The 22,451-nt window shown below is 39.8% G+C and carries 23 protein-coding genes and 1 other annotated feature; of the genes, 10 read left to right on the forward strand and 13 right to left on the reverse strand.

Annotation, left to right across the window (positions count from 1 at the left end; all coding sequences use genetic code 11):
- Window positions 1-65: 65 nt before the first annotated feature.
- Together RCG21_RS24940 and RCG21_RS24945 are read left to right on the forward strand one after the other, a co-directional pair.
- Window positions 66-206 carry a hypothetical protein gene (locus RCG21_RS24940; protein ID WP_165976297.1) on the forward strand — a complete coding sequence of 47 codons (141 nt, stop codon included), beginning with the start codon at window positions 66-68 and terminating at the stop codon, window positions 204-206.
- 94 nt (window positions 207-300) lie between these two features.
- Window positions 301-1,221, forward strand: a complete 921-nt coding sequence (locus RCG21_RS24945) for an alpha/beta hydrolase (RefSeq protein WP_133335771.1) — start codon at window positions 301-303, stop codon at window positions 1,219-1,221.
- 30 nt (window positions 1,222-1,251) lie between these two features.
- On the opposite strand, the gene RCG21_RS24950 is transcribed toward RCG21_RS24945, so the two are convergent.
- Window positions 1,252-1,572: an iron-sulfur cluster biosynthesis family protein gene (locus RCG21_RS24950; protein WP_133335769.1), complete on the reverse strand. Its 321-nt coding sequence runs from the start codon at window positions 1,570-1,572 to the stop codon at window positions 1,252-1,254.
- A gap of 121 nt (window positions 1,573-1,693) precedes the next feature.
- Here RCG21_RS24950 and RCG21_RS24955 point away from each other — a divergent pair, with 121 nt between their 5' ends.
- Complete coding sequence (locus RCG21_RS24955; protein ID WP_133335767.1) at window positions 1,694-1,900, forward strand: CDGSH iron-sulfur domain-containing protein; 207 nt, start codon at window positions 1,694-1,696, stop codon at window positions 1,898-1,900.
- A gap of 48 nt (window positions 1,901-1,948) precedes the next feature.
- Here the strand turns inward: RCG21_RS24955 and RCG21_RS24960 are convergent, their stop codons facing one another.
- A complete protein-coding gene (locus tag RCG21_RS24960) occupies window positions 1,949-2,284 on the reverse strand; it encodes a YolD-like family protein (RefSeq protein WP_133335765.1) in 336 nt (111 codons plus the stop codon).
- 110 nt (window positions 2,285-2,394) lie between these two features.
- Window positions 2,395-3,654: a Y-family DNA polymerase gene (locus RCG21_RS24965; protein ID WP_133335763.1), complete on the reverse strand. Its 1,260-nt coding sequence runs from the start codon at window positions 3,652-3,654 to the stop codon at window positions 2,395-2,397.
- Window positions 3,655-3,814: 160 nt separating this feature from the next.
- Here RCG21_RS24965 and RCG21_RS24970 point away from each other — a divergent pair, with 160 nt between their 5' ends.
- Window positions 3,815-4,009, forward strand: a complete 195-nt coding sequence (locus tag RCG21_RS24970) for a YqzH family protein (protein WP_133335761.1) — start codon at window positions 3,815-3,817, stop codon at window positions 4,007-4,009.
- Between the two features lie 33 nt (window positions 4,010-4,042).
- Here the strand turns inward: RCG21_RS24970 and RCG21_RS24975 are convergent, their stop codons facing one another.
- Window positions 4,043-4,840: an SDR family NAD(P)-dependent oxidoreductase gene (locus RCG21_RS24975; protein ID WP_133335759.1), complete on the reverse strand. Its 798-nt coding sequence runs from the start codon at window positions 4,838-4,840 to the stop codon at window positions 4,043-4,045.
- Window positions 4,841-4,849: 9 nt separating this feature from the next.
- Window positions 4,850-5,809, reverse strand: a complete 960-nt coding sequence (locus tag RCG21_RS24980; RefSeq protein ID WP_133335757.1) for an MBL fold metallo-hydrolase — start codon at window positions 5,807-5,809, stop codon at window positions 4,850-4,852.
- 195 nt (window positions 5,810-6,004) lie between these two features.
- Window positions 6,005-6,224: a binding site (T-box leader), on the forward strand.
- A gap of 243 nt (window positions 6,225-6,467) precedes the next feature.
- On the opposite strand from RCG21_RS24980, the gene proC reads away from it, so the two are divergent.
- From proC to namA, 3 genes are all read left to right on the forward strand, one after another.
- On the forward strand, window positions 6,468-7,313 hold the full coding sequence (proC, locus tag RCG21_RS24985; protein WP_133335755.1) for a pyrroline-5-carboxylate reductase: 846 nt from the start codon (window positions 6,468-6,470) through the stop codon (window positions 7,311-7,313).
- Between the two features lie 59 nt (window positions 7,314-7,372).
- Window positions 7,373-8,512 carry a glycosyltransferase family 2 protein gene (locus RCG21_RS24990; RefSeq protein WP_133335753.1) on the forward strand — a complete coding sequence of 380 codons (1,140 nt, stop codon included), beginning with the start codon at window positions 7,373-7,375 and terminating at the stop codon, window positions 8,510-8,512.
- Window positions 8,513-8,589: 77 nt separating this feature from the next.
- A complete protein-coding gene (namA, locus tag RCG21_RS24995; RefSeq protein WP_133335751.1) occupies window positions 8,590-9,609 on the forward strand; it encodes an NADPH dehydrogenase NamA in 1,020 nt (339 codons plus the stop codon).
- Between the two features lie 65 nt (window positions 9,610-9,674).
- Here the strand turns inward: namA and rnz are convergent, their stop codons facing one another.
- On the reverse strand, window positions 9,675-10,598 hold the full coding sequence (gene rnz / locus RCG21_RS25000) for a ribonuclease Z (protein ID WP_133335749.1): 924 nt from the start codon (window positions 10,596-10,598) through the stop codon (window positions 9,675-9,677).
- 222 nt (window positions 10,599-10,820) lie between these two features.
- On the opposite strand from rnz, the gene zwf reads away from it, so the two are divergent.
- Together zwf and RCG21_RS25010 are read left to right on the forward strand one after the other, a co-directional pair.
- Window positions 10,821-12,293 (forward strand): glucose-6-phosphate dehydrogenase, encoded by a 1,473-nt coding sequence (zwf, locus tag RCG21_RS25005; RefSeq protein WP_133336193.1) that lies wholly within the window; start codon window positions 10,821-10,823, stop codon window positions 12,291-12,293.
- A 252-nt stretch (window positions 12,294-12,545) separates the two neighbouring features.
- Window positions 12,546-14,930: a M14 family zinc carboxypeptidase gene (locus RCG21_RS25010; RefSeq protein WP_308913877.1), complete on the forward strand. Its 2,385-nt coding sequence runs from the start codon at window positions 12,546-12,548 to the stop codon at window positions 14,928-14,930.
- Window positions 14,931-14,999: 69 nt separating this feature from the next.
- Here RCG21_RS25010 and RCG21_RS25015 read toward each other — a convergent pair whose 3' ends face one another.
- The 4 genes from RCG21_RS25015 to mce all read right to left on the reverse strand — a co-directional run bounded on the left by RCG21_RS25015 (window position 15,000) and on the right by mce (window position 19,535).
- Window positions 15,000-16,277, reverse strand: coding sequence for a DNA polymerase IV (locus RCG21_RS25015; RefSeq protein ID WP_133335745.1), 1,278 nt, complete (start codon window positions 16,275-16,277; stop codon window positions 15,000-15,002).
- Window positions 16,278-16,353: 76 nt separating this feature from the next.
- Window positions 16,354-17,475: a tripeptidase T gene (locus RCG21_RS25020; protein ID WP_133335743.1), complete on the reverse strand. Its 1,122-nt coding sequence runs from the start codon at window positions 17,473-17,475 to the stop codon at window positions 16,354-16,356.
- A 94-nt stretch (window positions 17,476-17,569) separates the two neighbouring features.
- Window positions 17,570-19,120 (reverse strand): acyl-CoA carboxylase subunit beta, encoded by a 1,551-nt coding sequence (locus tag RCG21_RS25025; RefSeq protein WP_133335741.1) that lies wholly within the window; start codon window positions 19,118-19,120, stop codon window positions 17,570-17,572.
- Between the two features lie 7 nt (window positions 19,121-19,127).
- On the reverse strand, window positions 19,128-19,535 hold the full coding sequence (gene mce, locus RCG21_RS25030; RefSeq protein WP_026573386.1) for a methylmalonyl-CoA epimerase: 408 nt from the start codon (window positions 19,533-19,535) through the stop codon (window positions 19,128-19,130).
- A 156-nt stretch (window positions 19,536-19,691) separates the two neighbouring features.
- Between mce and prli42 the strand changes: the two genes are divergently transcribed.
- Complete coding sequence (prli42, locus tag RCG21_RS25035; RefSeq protein WP_155925507.1) at window positions 19,692-19,790, forward strand: stressosome-associated protein Prli42; 99 nt, start codon at window positions 19,692-19,694, stop codon at window positions 19,788-19,790.
- Window positions 19,791-19,831: 41 nt separating this feature from the next.
- Here prli42 and RCG21_RS25040 read toward each other — a convergent pair whose 3' ends face one another.
- From RCG21_RS25040 to RCG21_RS25050, 3 genes are all read right to left on the reverse strand, one after another.
- Window positions 19,832-20,344, reverse strand: coding sequence for a L,D-transpeptidase (locus RCG21_RS25040; RefSeq protein WP_026572590.1), 513 nt, complete (start codon window positions 20,342-20,344; stop codon window positions 19,832-19,834).
- Window positions 20,345-20,449: 105 nt separating this feature from the next.
- A complete protein-coding gene (locus RCG21_RS25045) occupies window positions 20,450-20,887 on the reverse strand; it encodes a BrxA/BrxB family bacilliredoxin (protein ID WP_026572589.1) in 438 nt (145 codons plus the stop codon).
- Window positions 20,888-21,025: 138 nt separating this feature from the next.
- Window positions 21,026-22,360 carry a hypothetical protein gene (locus tag RCG21_RS25050; RefSeq protein ID WP_133335739.1) on the reverse strand — a complete coding sequence of 445 codons (1,335 nt, stop codon included), beginning with the start codon at window positions 22,358-22,360 and terminating at the stop codon, window positions 21,026-21,028.
- Window positions 22,361-22,451: the final 91 nt, after the last annotated feature.

Genomic DNA, 22,451 nt, shown 5'->3' on the forward strand with positions numbered 1-22,451 from the left:
ATGAATAATCATACTTCCATTCATGCATCTTATAAGGTGAAACCATCTTGAAGGGAGTACCAATGATGAGCCAAAAACGCGAAAAAGGAAACAGCCAAAAGGGAAAAAACTATGCTGACTCTGCAGGCGGGGGCCAAAGAATGATTGCCGCGGAAGAAGTAGAAAAAGCAACACACCCAACCAAGAGGCAGAATGCCGAACAATAAAATAGTAAAAGCCGCAATGGAGTTTGCGGCTTTTTTTATGTTAATATAACGCTAATAGGAAAATATTGTTGAAACCTTTCGGGAGGTGCCCTGTTTGAAAAAGGCATTTCGAACCTTGTTTATTTTATTATTTTTTTGGCTCGCACTTGCAATTTATTTTACCAACCGGCTGATGTATATGAAAAAAAAGGATGAAGAATTTATTTTAAAGCGGGAAAAAGAAGCCGGCAGATATAATCCTACACAATTAAAAACACTGCCGAAACGAAAAATCGAGATTCCTTCACCCTTTGGTTATGAAATTAAAGCAGTTCTTGTTGAACCGCACCAAACAGACCGTTATATTATTATTTCTCACGGTGTAACAGAAACGAAAATCAATTCAATCAAATATATGAATCTGTTCCTTGAGCGCGGTTTTAATGTGCTAATTTATGATCACCGGCGCCACGGAGAATCCGGAGGAAGGACCACGAGCTTCGGTTATTACGAAAAATTCGATTTAAAAGCCGTTGTTGACTGGCTGAAAGAGGAAAAAGGAACGAATCTTTTGTTGGGAATTCACGGTGAATCCATGGGAGCAGCAACGATGCTGTTGTATGCAGGAATGCTTGAGGATGGTGCTGATTTTTACATCGCCGACTGTCCATTTTCAGATTTCAGGGCTCAGCTTGCTTATTTGATTAAAAAGGATTTTAAGCTTTTTCCTGGAATTTTATTACCGATTGGAGACCTTATATTACGGATTCGGGATAAATATTCAATCCGGAATGTCTCACCGATCTCGGTTATTGAAAATATTCAACATCCTGTCTTGTTCATTCATAGCCGTAAGGATGATTATATCTTGCCCTCGATGACCCAGGATTTATTTGAACATAAAAAAGGGCCTAAAATGCTCTATATTGCAGAAAAAGGGCGGCATGCCCAATCCTTTAATGAAAACCGCACTGATTATGAACGAGTAATTGATGAGTTTTTACAAAAATATGTAAATCTGGAGCCTTCTCGTTAAACAGACTGTCCAATTGGAGCAGTCTGTTTTTTATTTGATGATAAGGCTCATATGCCCGTTTAAAATTTGCTGCGGGCTTTTTAATTGAAAGCAATTTGATACAGTTGAAAAATCAATTTTCATTTGTTCATCAAAGAAAACCGCTTTTGCTTTTTCGATATAAACCGGTACGTCATTCGATTCAATCTGAATGTCGTTATCATCCAATTCTGGTACAAACCACAATACTGTTACGCCATTTACCGCACAACCGCAGCCGTCTGTATCATATTTTAGCTTTAAATAGCCCGAGCGGCCCTCTGTTTTCATCTTTATTTTTTCAGCAGCCGCTAAGGTAATTTCTATTTTCATGTTTAAAAGCCCCCTTTATTGACATATGATGATTGTATCATATGTTTTTTTATGCTCTTATTTATCTGCTTAAGGTTTTTCAAGTTACAAATATAATAAATATTCTTAGGGAGTGTTGGGAATGTCAAAAGTTCAAATCAAGGTAAATGATAACGGATCCTATCGAATTACAGGTGATGTGGAATTAATCGACGGTTCAGGAAATATTTATACAACAAAGCCATCCTTTTCCCTTTGCCGCTGCGGATTATCGAAAAATAAACCTTTTTGTGACGGCTCACATAAAGGTAATTTCGAATCCCAGGTTCGGGTTCCTCAAGAAGATTAATTATTGAGAGCGGTTGTTATCAGCCGCTCTTTTTTATTTCGTTTGAAACTACACATCGGTCAACCGGATGTCGGCAATTTCGCGAATGGGGATACGATGCGCTCCTTCAAATCGGTCAACCACATGGAGCTTTTGGGTCATTTCGTCCCAATAATGGATTTTCCCAATGACGATTTCATAGTTGAAATTTCTGTAATAGGTAATCGTCACAAATTGATCAAACTCAATTGCCTCAACCAAGGTTTCATTCATTAGCTCAAGCTGCTGCTCATCCATTTCTTTTCTATTTTCATACCGATCTTCCTTTACCCAATTCCTGAGCAGTTTGACATGCTCGGGAAGCATCATTGATGTCCATTTGATTCTTCCACGGTCACGAATCATCCGCCTCACCTTCTTTCATACATAAATCAAAAAAGTTTATTTTTGTCTAGCTGCAGCGCCTAGGGGCTCTTTGGTCTACAGCCCTTGATCAAGGCGCTCTAGCTTTTCTTTTACATTTTATGCCCGCCAACGAGTGTAGCTCGATGCTTGGCGGTTCCTGCTGCCGTGTAGGAAACAGCCCGCAATAAGGAACCTGCCCCAAAACGGCTGCGAATGGAGTCTACTACATAACCCAAATCTCGTTTTTTATATGCATCCATATCAAACAAATCAAGCTGAAGCTCCTTGTCATCGACAATATTGCCGAGTGCGAGCGAAATTTGCCTTACGGTTTTGCCATTATAGTGCTCATAAAACAACTCAAGACAAACACGGTAAAGCTCCATTGTCACATTCGTCGGCTGTGTAATTGTCCTTGAGCGGTAGAATCCTCCTCCCAATTCATCCTGACTGTAGCCAATTCCAAGGCTAATCGTTCGCCCGACCTTTCGATGCATTCTTGCCCTTCGCGCCACTTCCTCACACATTTCTAAAATCACATGCTTGATTTCTTCTTCCTCTTTATAATCCCTTAAGAGAATTTGGCTTTTTCCAAAACTGATTTGTCCTTCGACAATTGGTGCGCCTAACTCCGAAAGGTCAATTCCCCAGGCATGATAGTAAAGCTGGTTGCCCATAATGCCGAATTTCTTTTCTAACTTTTCTAAATCATAACGGGCCAGCTGTCCGACTGTAAAAATGCCCATTCCATTTAATGTTTTTTCAACCCTTCTGCCTATTCCCCACATTTCCCTAAGCGGCGACACACTCCACAGCTTTGTCGGTACATCCTCATACGTCCATTCTTCAACCCCCTTTTTCTTTGCATCCAAATCAAGACAAAGCTTCGCCATTAACATATTCGGCCCGATTCCAACCGCACATGGCAGTTGGAACTCCCGCTCAATGTCACTCTTTATTTTTTGGGCAATGGTATAGGCATCCCCCCAAAGATGGATGGCACCATCCACTTTTATAAAACTTTCATCCACGCTATACGTATGAATGGCTTCCTTTGGAACATAGCGATTGAAAACACGGCTAATTTCTGTGGAAATTCGTAAATAAGTAGCCATTTTCGGCTCAACTACTTGAATACGCGGATCATTGGGAATCTCGAACAGCCTAGAACCAGTTTTAATACCAAATTCCTTTTTCACCCTTGGTGAAGCTGCAAGTACCACACTCCCCTGGCGATCATGATTGCCGGCCACAACTAAATAGCACTGCATCGGATCAAGGCCGTAAATGACAGCTGAACAGCTTGCATAGAAGCTCTTCATGTCTACACATAGAATTTTATTTTGCGGTGCTGTGCTGTAATCGACCATATTTCTTCCCTCCATGGTCATAAATGCGAACATCAGTTCCTTTATATTATATTCTTTATTTTAAGCGAATATGCGTTCGTATTCAATGGGAATTTAATGACAATTTTCCAATGTGGTGATGAAACAAAAAAACAGTATAATGGGATTGAGGTGCATAGCTGTGGATAAAAAACTGGTAATCAAAATGATAAAAAATTGTTTTAAACAGTACTATACCGAGGCAGATTCATTGCCGATGAGTGGAAAAGAATTAGAAGAACTTTATCATCGGGTACTAGAGATGATAACAGAAGAACCGGAAGCGAATTTGTATGAGGTAATCAATGATACGGTGTATGAATTTTTAACAGGTTAATCAGAAAAGAAAAACCGCCACAGAAGCAGCGGCTTATTTTTGATTAAATGCCTTTTTCCCAATTCGTTCAAACAGCCTTGGAAAAAGAACGTAGACAACGCTGCCCATATTCATCCAGCGCGGGAGGTTGATTTCTCTTGTCTTTGTAAGCATGCTATTAACCACTTTCTCAGCAACGTAATCCGGTTTAAGCATAAATCGCTGAACGTTTTTCACATAAGTTCCTTTTTCGTCAGCAATATTAAAAAAGTTGGTAGCAATCGGACCTGGATTCACCGAAGTGACTTGAACATTATAATCAGCCAATTCCAGCCTTAGTGAATTCGTATAACCAAGAACAGCATGCTTTGTTGCCGAATAAACGCTTGATTTTGGTGTGGCAATTTTTCCGGCTTGGGAGGCAATGTTGATGATATGGCCGAAACGCCGCTCACGCATTTTCGGCAGCACCATACTTGTGCACGCCATTAACCCAACCACATTTACCTCAAACATCCCCTTGATTTCATCCATTGTCGCCGCGTGGGCTTCACGGAAAACTCCAAAGCCGGCATTATTCACAAGGATATCGACCGAACCCATTTCCGCAAAAATGCGCTGAAAAACTTCTTGAACTTTTTCGGTATCAGACACATCAAGCTGAAAAATAACCACTTTGACATGATGTTTCTGTTGTAATTCACTTTGCAGCTGTTCCAGCTTTTCGATGCTTCTTGCCAAAAGGACAAGATTGGCTCCGCTTGCAGCGGATAGCTTAGCAATTTCCGCACCAATCCCCCCTGAGGCGCCAGTGATGACAATATGTTTGCCTTTTAAATGTTCCCTAACCAATTTATCACCTCATCTGGCCTGAAAAAGAACAGGCTGCGTGTCTTTATTAGTAATTTCACCAATGGATGATAAATAGTCAAGCTGTCCAACGGTCTCTGATATTGTCAACAGCAATTCACGTTTATAAACGGCCGGAAAAAGCCGTTTGCAAATTTCAAAAACACTTAACTGCTCTTCCCTTAACCAGTCAAGAACTGTCATGGCCCGTTCATGCTGCCGAGTAAGTCTTTTTTCGATTAGTTCTTTTAATTGATAAACCTCATCCCCATGCCCTGTGTACACAACAGAAATCGGATAAGATAACAATTTTTTCATCGATTCATTATGCTGCAAGAGTGGTTTTGGCCTTTCTGTTTCTCCCAAAAGCGGCGGCTCAAGCAGCGGATTTGGGGAGATATGGGCCAAAATAAGATCTCCGCCAATTAAAACACCGTCCTTTTCACGAAAAAGCGCAATGTGACTTTGAGCATGACCGGGTGCTTCTATAACCTGCCAACCGCTGAGTCCCGGAGGTGTCATCCCTTCATGTAAATGTCCGGTCAGTGAACGATTGCATGAATATTTTAACGTTTTTCGCAAATTTTCAAGGGAAGGTAAATATTCCTTGGGCAACCCAAATTGATGGAATAGCGCAGTAAAAAATTCCTCCTGCACCTGAAAAAATTCTTCTGTCGGATGAATCCATCGCTCATTTAGCGGGTGGCCGAACAGTTCAATCGTATCGGGTAAAAAATCAAGCATACCGACATGGTCGGGGTGATGGTGAGTCAAAATGACTTGTTCAATATCATCAGGACTTACATGCAAATCAGCCATTTGCGTTTTCAGTGAATTCCAGCATTCTTTCGTTTTTACTCCTGCGTCAATAAGCGTTAACCTCTCTCCCTTAATCAAATAGGCATTTACATCTCCTACCTCAAACGGAGTCGGCAGCGTAATTTTAGCAATTCCCTCTTTCCATTCTGTCATTCTTATACCCCCGTAACATTATTGTTATAAAATTTCCGAATGCAAAAATTTGATTATAAAATAAAGTGTACCGATTTTCTCAGAAAATGTCATTATTTTCACATAATTTTTTTGGAAAAAATAAAAAATTCAATAAATTAATCCCTTGACAGACAGGCTGTTTATAATGCATAATCACAATTAAAATTTGATTCGTTTAAAGCGATGAATAAGGCCAGTAAATGAGTAACGGTGAAAGAGAGTGAAGCTCTAAAGGCTGAAAGGCTTCACCACCCTCTTAATCATTGAACCTACCTTATGAGCTTTTAGGAAAACCTAACGCAAATCCGGCGTTATCGGAGTCGAGTGACCCTTTTGTATTTTAAAAGGGGTCAATGAAGGTGGTACCACGGAAGATAGACCTTTCGTCCTTTACGGATGAAAGGTCTTTTTGTTTTTAAAGAAGCTGTTTTCTAAAAGATTTTTGTTTTTAAATAGGTTAAGTGAGACGTTGATTGAAGCGGATGGTGCGAGACTCCAGCGGGAGCAGCGGGACAGGTGAGACCCCACAGGCGCTTTCAGCGCCGAGGAGGCTCACCGCCTGCCCCGCGGAAAGCGAGGATCCTGGAGCGGAAATCAACCACTCTTCTAATGAATAAAATAAGAAGGAGGCTGTAACATGAAAAAAATGGCAGTTATTGGTGCAGGTTCTATGGCTGAAGCGTTCATTTCGGGTGTTCTGGAAAATGGGTTAATGGAAAGAGAAAATATTTGGGTAACAAATAATTCAAACGAGGAAAGGCTGCACAAGCTTCGTAATCGCTATGGGGTAAGCGCCTCTTACGACATGTGTGCACTCTTTGACGGAGCGGATATTGTCATTTTAGCAATGAAACCTAAGGATGCCGCAACTGCGATAGCCAAGATTCGGGAGTACCTAACGGAACAAATGCTGGTAATTTCAGTTCTCGCCGGGGTTTCAATCAAAACAATAGAGGTTTTAGCTAAAAAACCAATGGCAATTATCAGATCGATGCCAAACACGTCAGCAGCAGTTGGATTATCAGCAACTGCCATTGCGGTCAATGAACGTGTGTCAGATGAGCAAATGGAAATGGCGAAAAAGCTTTTCAACACAGTAGGATTAACTACTATTGTTGAAGAAGAACATCTTGATGCTGTGACAGGACTTTCAGGAAGCGGCCCTGCCTATATTTATTATCTGATTGAAGCGATGGAAAATAGCGCAGTAGAAATCGGCCTAAATAAGGAAACTGCTCAAGAACTGATTGTACAAACGTTAATTGGAGCAGCAGAGATGGTCCGGAAATCGATAAAACCACCTGTACAGCTGCGCAAGGATGTAACCAGCCCTGGGGGAACGACCGAAGCCGGTATTCGAGTCCTTGAAGAAAATGGCGTTCAGCAGGCATTTATTGAGTGCATAAAAACAGCCACTGCTCAATCAAAAAAAATGGGGAAAGCATTGAGCACCCAGCTGGAAACAGCTGAACAGCTCCTATAAATTGGATGTTTCCCGAGAGTTCTTTTAAAATGTAAAAAAAGGACTGGGAAGTGTCATAGATGTTAACCACATTACTTTCATTGGGGATCGTTGTTTGGATTGCGTTTATATTGGATGCCTGGGCCGGTTTAAGAAAATTAGATTTTCTCGAAAATGAAACAGGTCTAGTAGATGGGGAGTTATTGACAGTCATTGTCGCAGCAAGAAATGAAGAACAACAAATAAAGTTAAGTATCCAAAGTCAATTGCAGCAAACCTATGAAAATGTCGAATGGATTCTGGTAGACGACCGTTCAACAGATCATACTGGAAAAATTATTGATGAGTTAGCTGGATCGGATCAAAGAATAAAGGTCATTCATATACAAGAATTACCGGAAGGCTGGCTTGGTAAAAACCATGCATTATATACAGGTGCCAAACAGGCTTCTGGTAAATGGCTTTTGTTTACAGATGCAGATGTTCGCTATGAAAAAGATGCATTTGCAAAAGCGCTGCATTATTTTAATAAAAATAAACTTGACCATTTAACCGCAGCACCGAATTTAAATGCCCACAGCTTTTGGCTCAAGTCATTTGTTGCCTTTTTCCTGTTTGGATTTTCCTATTTTAAACGGCCGTGGCGGGCAAATAACCCTAAATCCAAAATCGGTACGGGAATTGGTGCTTTTAACCTTGTTTCAAACAAGGCTTATGAAGCGTTCGGCACCCATGAGAGGATTAAAATGCGCCCGGACGATGATCTTCAATTGGGAATGAGAATGAAAAAGGAAGGCTTTTCGCAGAGGATTGTCACCGCCCTCCATTTAATTGAAGTAGAATGGTATGGCAGCTTAAAGGAGGCCTTTGTCGGGCTCGAAAAAAATACGTTTGCAGGATTAAATTACCGTATCAGTATGATTTTTTTAGCAGTTTTCGGAATCCTATTAACCCATTTTCTTCCCTTCTTTACCATTTTTTCAAACAGCAAACCTATTGTCCTGCTAAGCTTAGGTAATATTTTAACAAGCGGGATTCTTTATATAATGGTAATCAGAAGAATGACTTTATTTTCCCCTGCCCTATTTCTTGTTTTTCCCATCTCTGCTTTATTGTTTATTTATACAATTGTCCGGGCAAGTATATTGACCTTTAAACGGGGCGGTATTGTCTGGAGAGGGACAAAATATCGCTTAAGAGATCTTAGAGAAAAAGAGTGAAGCAGAGTTTTTCTTTAAAATGAAACCTTTTGATATACTAAATTATGGATTTAAATAGGAATTCAGGAGGTTTAAAAATGGCGGTAAAATTATTCTCTCCCTACACAATTAAAGGGGTTACGTTAAAAAACCGTATTGTAATGTCACCAATGTGCATGTATTCGAGTCATAACGAAGACGGACATATTCAAAACTGGCACCGTACCCATTATACAAGCAGAGCGGTGGGTCAGGTTGGACTGATTATTGTTGAGGCAACAGCCGTTACTCCACAAGGCCGCATCTCCCCTCAGGATTTAGGAATTTGGAGCGATGAGCATGTTGAGGGATTTAAGGAACTAGTCAGTCTGATGAAAGAGCACGGAGCTAAAACGGGGATTCAACTCGCCCACGCTGGCAGAAAAGCTGTTTTAGAAGGGGAAATCCTTGCTCCTTCTGCACTTGCTTATAATGAAAAAAGTAAAACACCAAAGGAAATGACCCTGGCAGAAATTGCCGAGACTGTTGATGCATTCAAAAAAGGGGCAGAACGGGCGGCAAACGCCGACTTTGATGTGATTGAAATTCACGGGGCTCATGGATATTTGGTTAATGAATTTTTATCACCTCTCTCTAATAAACGAACCGATGAATATGGCGGTTCAGCTGAAAACCGCTACCGCTTCCTCCGCGAAGTGATTGACGCTGTTAAGACTGTATGGGATGGCCCATTATTAGTTCGAGTCTCCGCACACGATTACAATCAGGAAGGTTTAACACCAGAGGATTATGTAACCTTCAGTAAATGGATGAAGGAGCAAGGTGTTGATTTAATCGACGTTAGTTCTGGTGCAGTTGTACCGGCCCATATAAATGTTTACCCTGGTTACCAAGTAAAATTTGCTGAAACGATTAAGAATGAAGCGGGTATTGATACAGGTGCGGTTGGGTTGATTACAACCCCGATCCAAGCTGAGGAAATTTTGCAGAATGACCGTGCTGACTTAGTTTTCTTAGCGCGGGAACTACTGCGTGATCCTTACTGGCCAAGAACGGCAGCCAAAGAGCTGGGGATAGAAATTGAAACGCCTGTGCAGTATAAGCGCGGCTGGATATAAATGAATAGAAATGTCCTTCATTGATTGGATGAAGGACATTTTTTGGTTTATTGAACGATTTTATTTCATTTCAACGGAATATTAATTTCTTTAAAATCTTCTGCAATATCCGTATTCGGAAAAATCTCACGTGCCTCTTCTACTAATTCTCTTGATGCATGCCGGTCATAACGTGAACTGATATGCGTTAGGCATAGCTGTTTACACCCTGACATTTTCGCAATTTTCGCTGCTTGGTGTGTGGTGGAATGAAAATAATCAAATGCAAGCCTTTCCTCTCCTTTTGAGAAGGTAGCTTCGTGCACTAACAAATCTGCATGTTCCGCCAAGGAAACCGCCTGTTCACAATACCTGGTATCCCCTAAAATGGTTATAATCCTTCCCTTTTGGGGCTGTCCAAGGAAATCTGCCGGATGAATCGTTCTACCATCTTCAAGGGTAACCGTTTCACCATTTTTGATTTTCTTAAAAACAGGACCTGGACGAACACCTATTTCCACCAATTTATCAGCAAGCAATGTTCCCGGCCGATCCTTTTCAACAATTCGATAACCATAGGACGGAATTCCATGTTCTAAAAGACCTGCTTCAACAATAAACTGGTCATCCTCAAAAATTATCCCATCCTCAATCTCAATGACGGTGATATTATATTTTAAATAGGTCTGACTTACAGAAAGACTCACATCAATAAATTCCTTAATTCCCTTTGGACCATAAACGGTGACTTCCGATTCTCCCCCCTGAAAGGAACGGCTCGATAATAGCCCGGGCAGGCCATATATATGATCGCCATGAAGGTGAGTGATAAAAATTTTTTCAATTCTGCGCGGTTTAATTGCAGTATGTAAAATTTGATGCTGTGTTGCCTCTCCGGCATCAAATAGCCAGATTGTCCCCCGCTCTTCAAGTAATTTTAAGGCAATGGATGTAACATTGCGAAGCTTTGCCGGCATTCCAGCACCCGTTCCTAAGAAAAAAATATCCACTCAAACATGCTCCTTTCAAACACCCGTACTTATTAATAGCTTTACTATAGCACAAACCAGTCTTTGAAAATAAATTGATTTTTACATGATTGCTTTTTATTTGCGAATTATATAGTAAACAGATAAAATTTAATACTTGGTAAGATAACGTTATTTTATACGATACATACTGGAAAAGAGGTATTTTTAGTGGAACAAACTGGAAGCACATCTTCACTCATTATGATTTTTGGTGCAACTGGCGATTTAGCCAAACGGAAGTTGTTTCCTTCGCTATACCGGCTATTTGAAAAAGGCCGATTATCCGATCAATTTGCTGTAATTGGTGTGGCAAGAAGGTCGATTTCGAATGATGAATTTCAACAATCCGTAAAAGAATCTGTTCTTTCTGCTCTAGGAAGAGATAAAAATATTGATGAATTTATTTCCCACTTTTACTATCAGGCACACGATGTGCAGGATTCGAGTTCATACCTTGCTCTTAAAAAGTTAGCAGATGAGATTGATGAACATTATAAGTTAGAAGGCAACCGGATTTTTTACCTCGCCATGGCACCGGAATTTTTCGGACCAATTGCCCTTCATTTAAAATCTGATGGTTTAACGGATGTAAAAGGATACAAACGACTTGTCATCGAAAAACCATTCGGACATGACCTTGCGTCTGCAAAAGAATTAAATAAGCAAATTAGAACAGCTTTTTCTGAGGAAGAAATTTATCGGATTGACCACTATCTTGGAAAAGAAATGGTAAGAAACATAGAAGTAATTCGTTTCGCCAATGCCATTTTTGAACCATTATGGAATAACCGATATATCTCCAATATTCAAGTCACCTCAAGTGAGACACTTGGAGTAGAGGAGCGAGGACGCTATTACGAAAAAAGCGGTGCATTAAGGGATATGGTACAAAACCACATGCTGCAGATGGTAGCCCTCCTTGCGATGGAGCCTCCGATTAAGCTTACAACGGATGAAATTCGTTCCGAAAAAGGAAGAGTATTCAGAGCTATTCGTAAGATAGAAGGCGAAGAAGTAAAGGATTATTTTGTTCGCGGGCAATACGGCGAAGGGGAAATGGATGGCAAAAAGGTTCCGAAATACCGTGACGAACCAATGGTGGACAAAGAGTCCAATACAGAAACCTACGTCGCAGGGAAAGTGATGATTGATAATTTCCGCTGGGCTGGAGTACCTTTTTATATCCGAACAGGAAAAAGGCTTAAGGTAAAATCCACCAAAATTGTTGTGCAGTTTAAAGATATACCAATGAATTTATACTATCAAACGGAAAAAATGTTAAACCCTAATCTCCTTGTTATCCATATCCAGCCGGAAGAAGGAATTACGTTACATTTAAATGCCAAAAAGGCAGGCGGTCATCTCGATGCCCAAGTGGTGAAATTAAGCTTTGCCAATACGGGGATCCATGCGATGAATACTCCGGAGGGTTATGAAAAGCTTCTATATGACTGTATGCAGGGAGACGCAACAAACTTTACCCATTGGGATGAAGTAGCCTATTCTTGGAGCTTTGTTGATAAAATCTCTGAAGCCTGGAAAAATAGTAAGGACGAAAGCTTTCCAAATTATGAATCAGGTTCAAGAGGTCCTGACGCAGCAGATCAATTATTAGAAAAAGACGGTTTCTCTTGGTGGCCTGTAACTGAATTAGAAGTAGAAACTTGCAATTAAATAAAAACTAAAAAGCTCCGCTTTGTTATCACAGCAAAGCAGAGCTTTTTTATATTTCGAAAAGTAAAAATTTTGTAGGGCGAAATGTAAATATTTCTCTGATTTTTCGACAGAATCTTTAATAGATTAAAATTACAATAGAATTGCATTAGAATTTAATGAGAATACGGAGGTGAATTAGCATACATAGGTTCCACCTAGTGCTTTAGTTTTCAATTATTCTAAAACTATTATAGGGGCGGATGAAAAGAAATGAAGAGAAAGAAAACGGTTGCTAGTCTTTTAACAATAGGCTTATTTACAACTACGATCCCTTTTACTGCAAGTTTTGCCGAAGGACCCAAGTGGACGAATGTTAATGTATATGAAGAACAAGATGGAAGCAAGTTTAATAGTGAAACCTATGAGTTTGTGAAGTTCTCTCAAATTGGCGCAAAACTAAAAGATATTGAGAAACAATCAAACCGTGTGAAAGTTGAGGTCCGAGGAACATCCGCTAAAGGGCATCCGCTTTATGTCGTAACAATCGCAGACCCGACAACCCAAGGAAAATTTGGAAAAATTCAAGCGCTAAGAAAACAAATGTTTAAAAACCCAGGCAAGGCTCAAGATTGGATTAACAATAATCCTGATTTTAAAGTTCCTATCATGATAAATGGGTCTATTCATGGTACAGAATTCGTGGGAAGTGATGCCATTCTTCAATTGATTGAACGCTTTGCCAAACAAAATGATAATGAGACAAAAAATATTTTGGCTAATAATATTCTTATTTTCAATGTAGTGCAAAACCCTGATGGCCGCGTGGATGCTACCCGTTTTAACGGTGAGGGAATCGACTTGAACCGCGACTTTATTACACAATCACAGCCGGAAACTAGGGAAACAGTTGGGCTTATTATGGAATGGAACCCAATGGTGTTCCTTGATACCCACGGATATGTGAAAAATTACGCTCCAAACCGCCAGGGCTTAATTGAGCCATGTACACCACCGCATAATCCAAACTATGAGTATGATCTCTATAATAAGTGGGCTTATAAGCAGGCTGAGGCAATGGAAGCGCAAATTATAAAAGAAAAAAATAAATTCTCAAGTAATAGCCTCTATCAAGATATGCAAGGTGTATATGTTCCGCAGCGTGATGATGCTGCAGGCTGGGATGATTATCCGCCAATTTTCACACCGATGTATGCAATGTATCATGGTGCTTACGGTCATACACTTGAAGCACCAACAAATGATTTGGACGGGGTACTTTGGCAATACAACGCCATAATGGGAGCACTTAAATTTGCAACAGAAAACAAACAGGCAATGATTACCGATCAAATTGAAATGTTTAAACGTGGTATTAATTTTGATCATCCATTCCATCAGGATGGATTTTTCCCGAAAGCTTATATCCTCCCTGTTAACGAAAAGGATCCAACTGTAACTCAAAAAGCTGTGAATCACTTACTAAACAATGATATTGAAGTAGAGCAAGCTACTAAAGCATTTGCAGTAGATGGAAAAACGTACCATAAAGGGACATATCTTGTAAAAATGGACCAAGCAAAAGCAGGGTTAGCTAACACGATGCTTTGGAAGGGAGAAGACATCACCGAAGATTCTCCAGCAATGTATGATATATCTGCTTGGAGCTTACCGGAGCTTTGGGGCTTTGAAGCAGTAGCAACACAAAATTCTATTAATGTAACTGCTTCAAAGGTGAATCAGGTTACTGGCCAAGGAGCTGTAACAGGCAAGGGGCCATTCCTAATTCCTAATAGTTCTGTAAAAGCTGTTAATCTAGTAAATACATTGCTTCAAAAAGGGGTATCTGTAAAGCGTGATGCTGAAGGTAATTTTTATGTCGAATCGGCAGCTAATACTTTTTCTGCAGCTGTAAAAGATTCAGGAATACAGATAGGATCAGTTGCTAAGATTCCGGCAAAAGCGTCAGCATTAACCACCTTAAAGGTTGCAATCTTAAAGGATGGCGGTATGGGTAAACAACAATCCCACAGTGGAACAAAGCTTGCGCTTAAGAGACTTGGATTCCAAGTGGCAGAAGTGACGCCTGTCGAGGTAGCTGAAAATGGGCTTAATGGTTTAGATGTATTTGTATACAGTGGAACAGAAAGCCTTATTTCTACAAATTTATCAGCTGCTAATAAAGAATTTGGCTTCCAAAATGCAGATCAACTAAATACCTTTAAAGCTAATGTTTCAAGCTTTGTTGATCAAGGAGGAAAGTATTTAGCTATTGGAGCAGGAGCATCAAGAGCAACAAAAACATTAGGTTTAACTGATGATACAATCAATGTTGGCGGATCCAACTATAATGGAATCGTAAAAGTCGACTACGAAGGAAGTGGTTTAACTGCTGGCTATAGCCAAGATGATTTAGGATTTGTTTACCGTCCGGCATGGTTTACAAACACTGAAAATGATGAAGTGGGTGCAACTCTAGCAAACACTGACGACTTCTTCATGGCAGGCCATTGGAAAAACAATAATGCTGCGAAAGGCCAGGCTGTGGTCGTAAAAGAGCAGGATAAAGACGTAACCCTAATTGGCCTAGAAGTAGGCTTCCGTGACCATACCGATTACCTGTTCCGTCTTCTATCCAATGCAATCTTTGAAAAATAAGCTGCATACTTGTTAAAATTTTAATAAAAATAAAAAGCTCCGCTTTGTTCTCTCTGCAAAGCGGAGCTTTTATTCGTCTTTATTCTTTTCCGGAAACGAACGTAAAAAATCCTTATTGAAACTAGTTTCGGTTCCAACTTTATGGTCGGGATCAATCGGTCTTTGCGAGGAGGCCGTTTCGACAATATGCTTGCCGTACTTTTTTCGAAGGTTCGATAATGTATTGAGCAACGGCTCCTTTTTCGCATCCTTTTCATAGGAAAACAAGTCAAGCTGCTTATAGGCATCGTCATGATCCAATAAATCAGATCCCGTGATCCCCAATAATCTTACAGGGTTCCCATTCCAATGCTTGATAAATAACTGCTTTGCAGCAGATGAAATTTCATCCTTTTGATAAATAGGATTTGAAAGCTTTTTGCTCCTTGTAATCGTCTTGCGATCCTTGAAACGAATGGTAATACCCAATGTAGATGCAAGAACATTTTTCCGCTTCAGTCTGACCGAAACCGTTTCTGCTAATGAATCCAAAACAGCAAAAAGCTCTTGCTGATTGCTAATATCCCTTGGAAGAGTCGTTGAATTACCGATGCTTTTAAACTCGGCCACGGATTCTGGATCAACGGGTCTTGAGTCAATTCCATTTGCACGATCTTTTATCCGAAGACCATTAATGCCTAACAGGGTTTTGAGTTGAATTTCATTTCCCTTTGCCAAATCACCAATCGAATGAATGCCAATTGTTGTTAGCTTTTCTGCTGTCTTTCTTCCAACCCCATGCATCTCATTTGTATTTAACGGCCAAAGAACTGATGGAATATCCCTTTTACGAAGAATCGTAATTCCCATTGGCTTTTTCATATCAGAAGCCATTTTAGCTAAAAATTTATTAGGAGCAATCCCAATGCTGCAGGGCAGGTCAAGCTGCTCAAGAATTCTTTTTTGAATACTTCCGGCTATTTCAATAGGACTGCCAATCTCATAGGATTCTGTAATATCCATATAACCTTCATCAATCGAAACAGGTTCAACGAGTTCTGTGTATTGCCGGAGGATTTCAAACATCCCCATCGAAGCAGCCCGATATCGGTCAAAATTAGGAGATTTTACTATTAGCTTCGGGCATAGCTTTTTCGCCTCCCAAAGTGGCATCGTCGTTTTCACTCCAAATTTTCTTGCCTCATAGCTGCATGTGACAATAATCCCTCTTCGTTCTTCCACATTTCCGGCAATTGCGAGTGGTTTCCCCTTCAACTCCGGGTCATAGGCCATTTCCACGGAAGCGTAAAAGCTATTCATATCAACATGTAAAATAACCCTTCCGTTTTTCGGATACATTTCCTTCATGTCCCGCACTTCCTAACAACCTTTTATACCTAAAGTATAACAAAAAGGAGAGCTGCCCGCTCCCCTTCAAGCTGTACTATTGATTTGTTACTTCATCAATGATGGCCAGTGTCATTTCCGCCAATTTATATAATTCTTCAACCGGCATACGCTCGTTTGTGGTATGGATTTCTTCATAACCAACGGCAAGATTGACTGTTGGAATGCCAAAGCCTGCAATCACATTGGCATCACTTCCGCCACCGCTATGCTGTAATTCACAGCTGCGGCCAATTTTCCCTGCCGCTTTGCGGGCAATCTCAACGACTTGATCTCCCTCACCAAATTTAAAACCTGGATACATAACTTCGACGTTAACTTCTGCTTTTCCGCCCATTTCTTTAGCTACGGTTTCAAAAGCATCTTTCATTTTTTGAACCTGTGCCTCCATTTTTTCAGGAATTAACGAACGGGCCTCTGCTAAAATATCTACTCGGTCACACACGATATTCGTCGCTTGCCCGCCTTCAAATCGACCAATATTTGCAGTGGTTTCTTCGTCTATTCTTCCTAAAGGCATTTTTGCAATGGATTTAGCGGCAATGGTGATGGCGGAAACTCCTTTTTCAGGTGCAACACCAGCATGAGCTGTTTTTCCATAGATAACCGCTTTCACTTTAGCTTGTGTAGGCGCAGCAACGACAACATTTCCAACTAAACCATCACTATCTAGCGCATATCCATATTTTGCCTTCATTAGGGAAGGATCTAATGCCTTTGCCCCAACAAGACCTGACTCTTCTCCAGCCGTAATGACAAATTGGATTAATCCATGGTCGATATTTTGTTCTTTTAAAACACGAATCATTTCAAACATGGCAGCTAAACCAGCTTTATCATCAGCACCAAGAATAGTCGTTCCATCTGTAACCACATAGCCATCCTTAATCGATGGCTTTACACCTTTTGCCGGAACGACTGTGTCCATATGGGACGTGAAATAAATCGGGTCGATACCTTCTTTTGTGGCAGGAAGGGTACAAATTAAATTCCCTGCTCCATGACCAGTTTGTGCTGTCGTATCATCCTCGAAAACTTCAAGACCTAATTCTGAAAACTTCTGCTTTAAAACTTTCGCTATTTCCGTCTCATATTTCGTTTCTGAGTCGATTTGTACCAGTTCCAAAAATTCGTTCAAAAGACGCTCTTGATTAATCATCTAGCCGAACCTCCATTTTATGTACTTTATTCACTATTTCAGTATACCTTTTCGTATACATGTCATCAAATGAAAGAATTGCGAAAATACAAGATTAAAGCGGTATATTTCCATGTTTTTTATAAGGTCTCGACTCTTTCTTCGTCCGCAGCATTTCTAAGGATTGAATAATTTTTATTCTTGTTTCACGAGGATCGATGACATCATCCACCATTCCCCTGCTTGCTGCAACATATGGATTCGCAAATTTATCACGGTATTCCTCAATCTTTTGTTGTCTGAGCGCCTCAGGATTCTCGCTATTTTGAATTTCTTTGGCAAAAATAATATTTGCCGCCCCCTGTGGACCCATCACGGCAATCTCTGCATTTGGCCATGCAAAAACAAGGTCAGCACCAATTGACTTACTGTTTAGTGCAACATAGGCGCCGCCATATGCTTTTCGCAATATAATTGTAAGCTTAGGAACGGTAGCCTCAGAGTACGCAAATAAGATTTTAGCTCCATGGCGAATGATTCCTCCATGTTCCTGCTTAATCCCTGGGAAGAAGCCAGTAACATCTTCAAATGTAATGATTGGGATATTAAACGAATCGCATGTGCGAATAAACCGTGCAGCTTTATCAGAGGAATCAATATCTAATCCACCAGCCATTACCTTTGGCTGGTTGCATACAAGACCCACGGTTTCCCCTTTAATTCTTGCAAACCCAACAACAATGTTTTTTGCAAAATCCTTTTGAATTTCCATAAAAGAATCGGAATCGGCAACTTGCTCAATCACTTTTCTCACATCATAAGGGCGAACGGTATCAAATGGAATCACATCCGTTAAGTCCGGACGATAATCATTTTCTTTCTCAACCTCAAGTATTGGCGCCTTTTCCTCATTATTTTGCGGCAAATAACTTAGCAACTTACGAACGTTTTGTAGAACCTCGGCTTCTGAATCGGATTGGAAGTGAGCATTACCGCTAATGGTATTATGGACATTCGCCCCCCCTAAATCCTCTGCAGAAATCTTCTCCCCTGTAACGGTTTCAATGACCTTTGGACCGGTAATAAACATCTGGCTCGTTTTTTCAACCATAAATACAAAATCCGTAATTGCTGGTGAATAAACGGCTCCACCCGCACAGGGCCCCATAATCACAGAAATTTGCGGAATCACCCCTGAATAAATAGCATTACGGTAAAAAATATGACCGTATCCATCAAGTGAAACGACACCCTCCTGAATGCGGGCACCGCCGGAATCATTTAGACCCACAAATGGTGTACCGTTTTTAGCCGCTAAATCCATCACTGTGGCTATTTTTTTTGCATGCATTTCTCCCAGTGCACCACCAAATACAGTGAAATCTTGGGAGAAAAGATAGATTGGACGACCATTTACTTTCCCGTAACCTGTTACAACCCCATCACCGGGTCCTTTTTGTTCATCAAGTCCAAAATCATGTGTTCGGTGCTCAATAAAAGGATTTAATTCGACAAATGTTCCAGGGTCCACTAAAAGCTCGATTCTTTCTCTGGCCGTCAGCTTTCCTTTTTCATGCTGCTTTTCAATTCTTTCATCACCACCGCCAAGTTCAACCTCTCTGCGCTTATCGTATAATTCATTTATTTTTTCATAGATGTCACTCATGCTATCCCTACTTCCCCTTTTTTTCACAAAGTTCATATAATACACCGGAAGCTGATTTTGGGTGCATAAAGGCTACATGCGCCCCCCCTGCACCAATCTTAGGCTCATCCGATATCATGCGAATCCCATTTTCCTTCATTTCCCTGATGCGTTCCTCAATTGATTCAACACCAAGTGCGACATGATGAATACCCTCACCGCGTTTTTCGATAAATTTAGCAACCGTACTCTCAGGTGATGCCGGCTCAAGCAACTCTATTTTTGTTTCACCTGCACTTAAAAAGGCTACTTTTAATTTCTCACTTGCAACTTCCTCAATAGCGATTAAAGGCAGTTTAAGTACCTCCGTATAGAAAGGAAGCGCTTTCTCCAGTGATTGAACTGCAATCCCAATATGGTCGACTTTTTTTATCATTTTTATCCCTCTGATCCACTATTAAATTAATTCGACAATTATCTTATTCGCTAAAAAGTTCATAAATCCTTCCTAAAATTGAGCAGTTGCTCAGTTGTTCATTTGGGCTTTTCCCTGTAAAATAAGAATAGAGTAATCTTAAGGGAGGTATTCTCATTGTCTAAAAAGAAGAATCAAAAAATAATTGTTTTATTAATGCTCTTTGCCATGCTTGCCTCAACCCTCCTAATTGGAATTGGCCAATTTATTCGTTAAACATATAAAAAGGGACTGTAGTGTTAAACAGTCCCTTTTCCTTACTTAATTGCCCCATTTTCTACGGCTAACTTTTCAAACGATTTTTTTGTAGATAACACTAAAATTTTTGTTCCAAGTGGAATGAGAGGAAATAGTGAAGTAATAACCTCATTTTGCATACGAATACAGCCCTGTGAAACATACTTCCCTATTGATGCTGGTTGATTGGTCCCGTGAATTCCATAGATTCGTCCGTCGGTCCCCTTTGCATCAAATCCAATCCATCTTGATCCTAGTGGATTTTTAGGACTTCCGCCGGGAATATCTTTTTTACGATAATAGGGGTCTTTTGCTTTAACTGTAACCGTAAAAAGCCCCTCTGGTGTTAGTTCCTGTGTTTTACCGGTTCCAACACTAACCACCGTTTGCACCTTATTATCATCAATAAAAGCCATTTCATTGTTGCTCTTATTTACAATAATAAAGGGATCTCCTGACAATGGGTTATGACCTAATGGCCAGAGCGGCGAAATGAAAAAAGCAATCAGGATGGGTGATAAGATTTTTATCATAAATTCCACCTGCCTTTTTCTTCCTAGTTTGCATCTTTTTTCTGCTTTCATGCACGAACAAAGAAAAAAAGATGGTCGTATGCTGACCATCTTTTTTCTAACATATTAAACTTCTTCACAATGTTGATCGAATTCTTTTTGCAATTTGCCAACAACATTCATTGGATCAAAGCCTTCAATTTGATGTCTTTCAATCATTGTAATAATTTTACCATCTTTTAATAAGGCAAAAGATGGAGAGGATGGGGGATAGCCGGTAAAATAGCCTCTAGCCTTTTCAGTTGCTTCCTTATCCTGACCGGCAAAAACGGTAACAAGATGATCGGGACGCTTATCATAATGAAGTGCATGTTCTGCTGCAGGGCGAGCAATACCGCCTGCACAACCGCAAACAGAATTAATCATAACAAGAGTTGTTCCCTTCTGTTCAAGAGCCTGTTCTACCTCTTCAGGTGTTTTTAGTTCTTGATAACCCGCTGACACGATTTCTTCACGCGCCTGGCGGACAACATCATTCATAAAAAAATTAAAATCCATGCTCATTTTATCGCTCCTCACTAAAATATACCTATATGTTCATATTAACAGTAAAAATGGAGGGATATCAAATAATAAATTTTCGCCAATTTAAATAAAAACAGAGAGCCTGGCTTGGGCTCCCTGTCGCTTACTGTTTTCACATTATTTTTTCTCCGCCTTGAAAGAGATAGACACTTTGCTGCTTTCTGCATGTTTAGAGCGGATAATACTTACATATACCTTACCTGATTTTTTTCCAAGTTGCTTTACAGTTAAAACAGCAGTTTTGCCTGTTGATTCTTTTGCAGCAATCAATGATCCTGTCTTGCTGTATACTTTAATTACATCACCTTTTTTAAGGCTCTTGACTGTGATTTTATCTGCTTTTTTACCTTTATTATTGGTTACTTTGACTTGTGATTTTTTCAAGACTTTAGATGGTGAATACATCAACGATGTCATCGCAGAATAAAGAACACTTTTCTTTTTATCTAGCGTAGCTAAAAATTGTTCTGGAGTAGCATTTTCGTTAAGATATTTGGAATATTTTTCGATTTTTGAAGCTTTTACCTTTTTATTAATATTCCAGGTTTCATTTTTGATTTTTAATGTGATACCAGTTAATCCTTCACCATCTGGAATACTGCCAATATTTAGGGTCGTATATGATTTTCTCTCGTAATAATGTTTGTCTAAGAAAATATCTGTTTTTACATTATTTTTGCTTGTTAACAATGCTTTAAATTCTGGGTCAGTTTTAAGTTCTGGCAGCATCTTCTGAAACTCGACAATCCCAGCTCTAAGATCATCAGCTGTCATTTTGGTGTCATCGCCAGCGACTTTATTAATTTCATTCAAAGCATTCACAATATCTGTAATTGCCTTTTCATCCTTTGATAAATTTGTAAGGAAGGACTCAAGGAGCTTTGGCACTTCATTTGCGTATACCTTTGCTTGAACACGATGACCTTTTACTTTAACTCCATGGACTTTATCCGTGGTATTTGCCGTTACCTTAAGATGGGCCGGGAAAGGATTTGGCAAATTCCTTACAACTGGAGCCATTAATTTTGTTTGCACATCTTTAATCAATTTTTGATCTGGTGAGGTTCCATTATCCATCGAAACGCGAACTGGTTTCTTGGCATTATCAAGTTGAATCACCGTATATTTTTTGTCCATATATAATCGTAATGGAATCTTGCCTTTATTATGAAGAATGATGTTTCCGGTAATGGAAACAGTATTGGCATCTTGCATTTTTGTGTAAACTTCTAATTTTGCATTGTCGAGAAGGGTAAGTACTTTTAGGAAATCCTTGTCTTTTACTTTCGATTTTGCGTATTTTAAATCTAATGAAGCAGTTGTTTTGCTCTCAGCGGAATTAATTTTTGAACTGCTAAGAACCAATTTGTTCAAATCTACACCTTTAACTGCTTGGCAACCAGTAATAAATAATACGGAGGCCATGATTAATAATATAAGTTTTTTTAACATGTTTCACTCTCCAACTAGCATTCTATTTTTTCTGTTTTAAATAAACAATTCTTTATGTATCCCTGCTATTTTCCCTATCAATCCACCATTC

This window comes from Bacillus salipaludis, from assembly GCF_030938565.1.
Taxonomy (GTDB): domain Bacteria; phylum Bacillota; class Bacilli; order Bacillales; family Cytobacillaceae; genus Neobacillus; species Neobacillus salipaludis_A.

Bases quoted from the DNA above. Each gene is read 5' to 3' on its own strand.
- RCG21_RS24940 (WP_165976297.1), top strand. From the start codon at position 66: ATGAGCCAAAAACGCGAAAAAGGAAACAGCCAAAAGGGAAAAAACTAT.
- RCG21_RS24950 (WP_133335769.1), bottom strand. From the start codon at position 1,572: ATGAAAATAGAAATTACCTTAGCGGCTGCTGAAAAAATAAAGATGAAA.
- RCG21_RS24955 (WP_133335767.1), top strand. From the start codon at position 1,694: ATGTCAAAAGTTCAAATCAAGGTAAATGATAACGGATCCTATCGAATT.
- RCG21_RS24960 (WP_133335765.1), bottom strand. From the start codon at position 2,284: ATGATTCGTGACCGTGGAAGAATCAAATGGACATCAATGATGCTTCCC.
- RCG21_RS24965 (WP_133335763.1), bottom strand. From the start codon at position 3,654: ATGGTCGATTACAGCACAGCACCGCAAAATAAAATTCTATGTGTAGAC.
- RCG21_RS24980 (WP_133335757.1), bottom strand. From the start codon at position 5,809: ATGACAGAATGGAAAGAGGGAATTGCTAAAATTACGCTGCCGACTCCG.
- proC (WP_133335755.1), top strand. From the start codon at position 6,468: ATGAAAAAAATGGCAGTTATTGGTGCAGGTTCTATGGCTGAAGCGTTC.
- RCG21_RS24990 (WP_133335753.1), top strand. From the start codon at position 7,373: ATGTTAACCACATTACTTTCATTGGGGATCGTTGTTTGGATTGCGTTT.
- namA (WP_133335751.1), top strand. From the start codon at position 8,590: ATGGCGGTAAAATTATTCTCTCCCTACACAATTAAAGGGGTTACGTTA.
- zwf (WP_133336193.1), top strand. From the start codon at position 10,821: ATGATTTTTGGTGCAACTGGCGATTTAGCCAAACGGAAGTTGTTTCCT.
- RCG21_RS25010 (WP_308913877.1), top strand. From the start codon at position 12,546: ATGAAGAGAAAGAAAACGGTTGCTAGTCTTTTAACAATAGGCTTATTT.
- RCG21_RS25015 (WP_133335745.1), bottom strand. From the start codon at position 16,277: ATGAAGGAAATGTATCCGAAAAACGGAAGGGTTATTTTACATGTTGAT.
- RCG21_RS25020 (WP_133335743.1), bottom strand. From the start codon at position 17,475: ATGATTAATCAAGAGCGTCTTTTGAACGAATTTTTGGAACTGGTACAA.
- RCG21_RS25025 (WP_133335741.1), bottom strand. From the start codon at position 19,120: ATGAGTGACATCTATGAAAAAATAAATGAATTATACGATAAGCGCAGA.
- mce (WP_026573386.1), bottom strand. From the start codon at position 19,535: ATGATAAAAAAAGTCGACCATATTGGGATTGCAGTTCAATCACTGGAG.
- RCG21_RS25040 (WP_026572590.1), bottom strand. From the start codon at position 20,344: ATGATAAAAATCTTATCACCCATCCTGATTGCTTTTTTCATTTCGCCG.
- RCG21_RS25045 (WP_026572589.1), bottom strand. From the start codon at position 20,887: ATGAGCATGGATTTTAATTTTTTTATGAATGATGTTGTCCGCCAGGCG.
- RCG21_RS25050 (WP_133335739.1), bottom strand. From the start codon at position 22,360: ATGTTAAAAAAACTTATATTATTAATCATGGCCTCCGTATTATTTATT.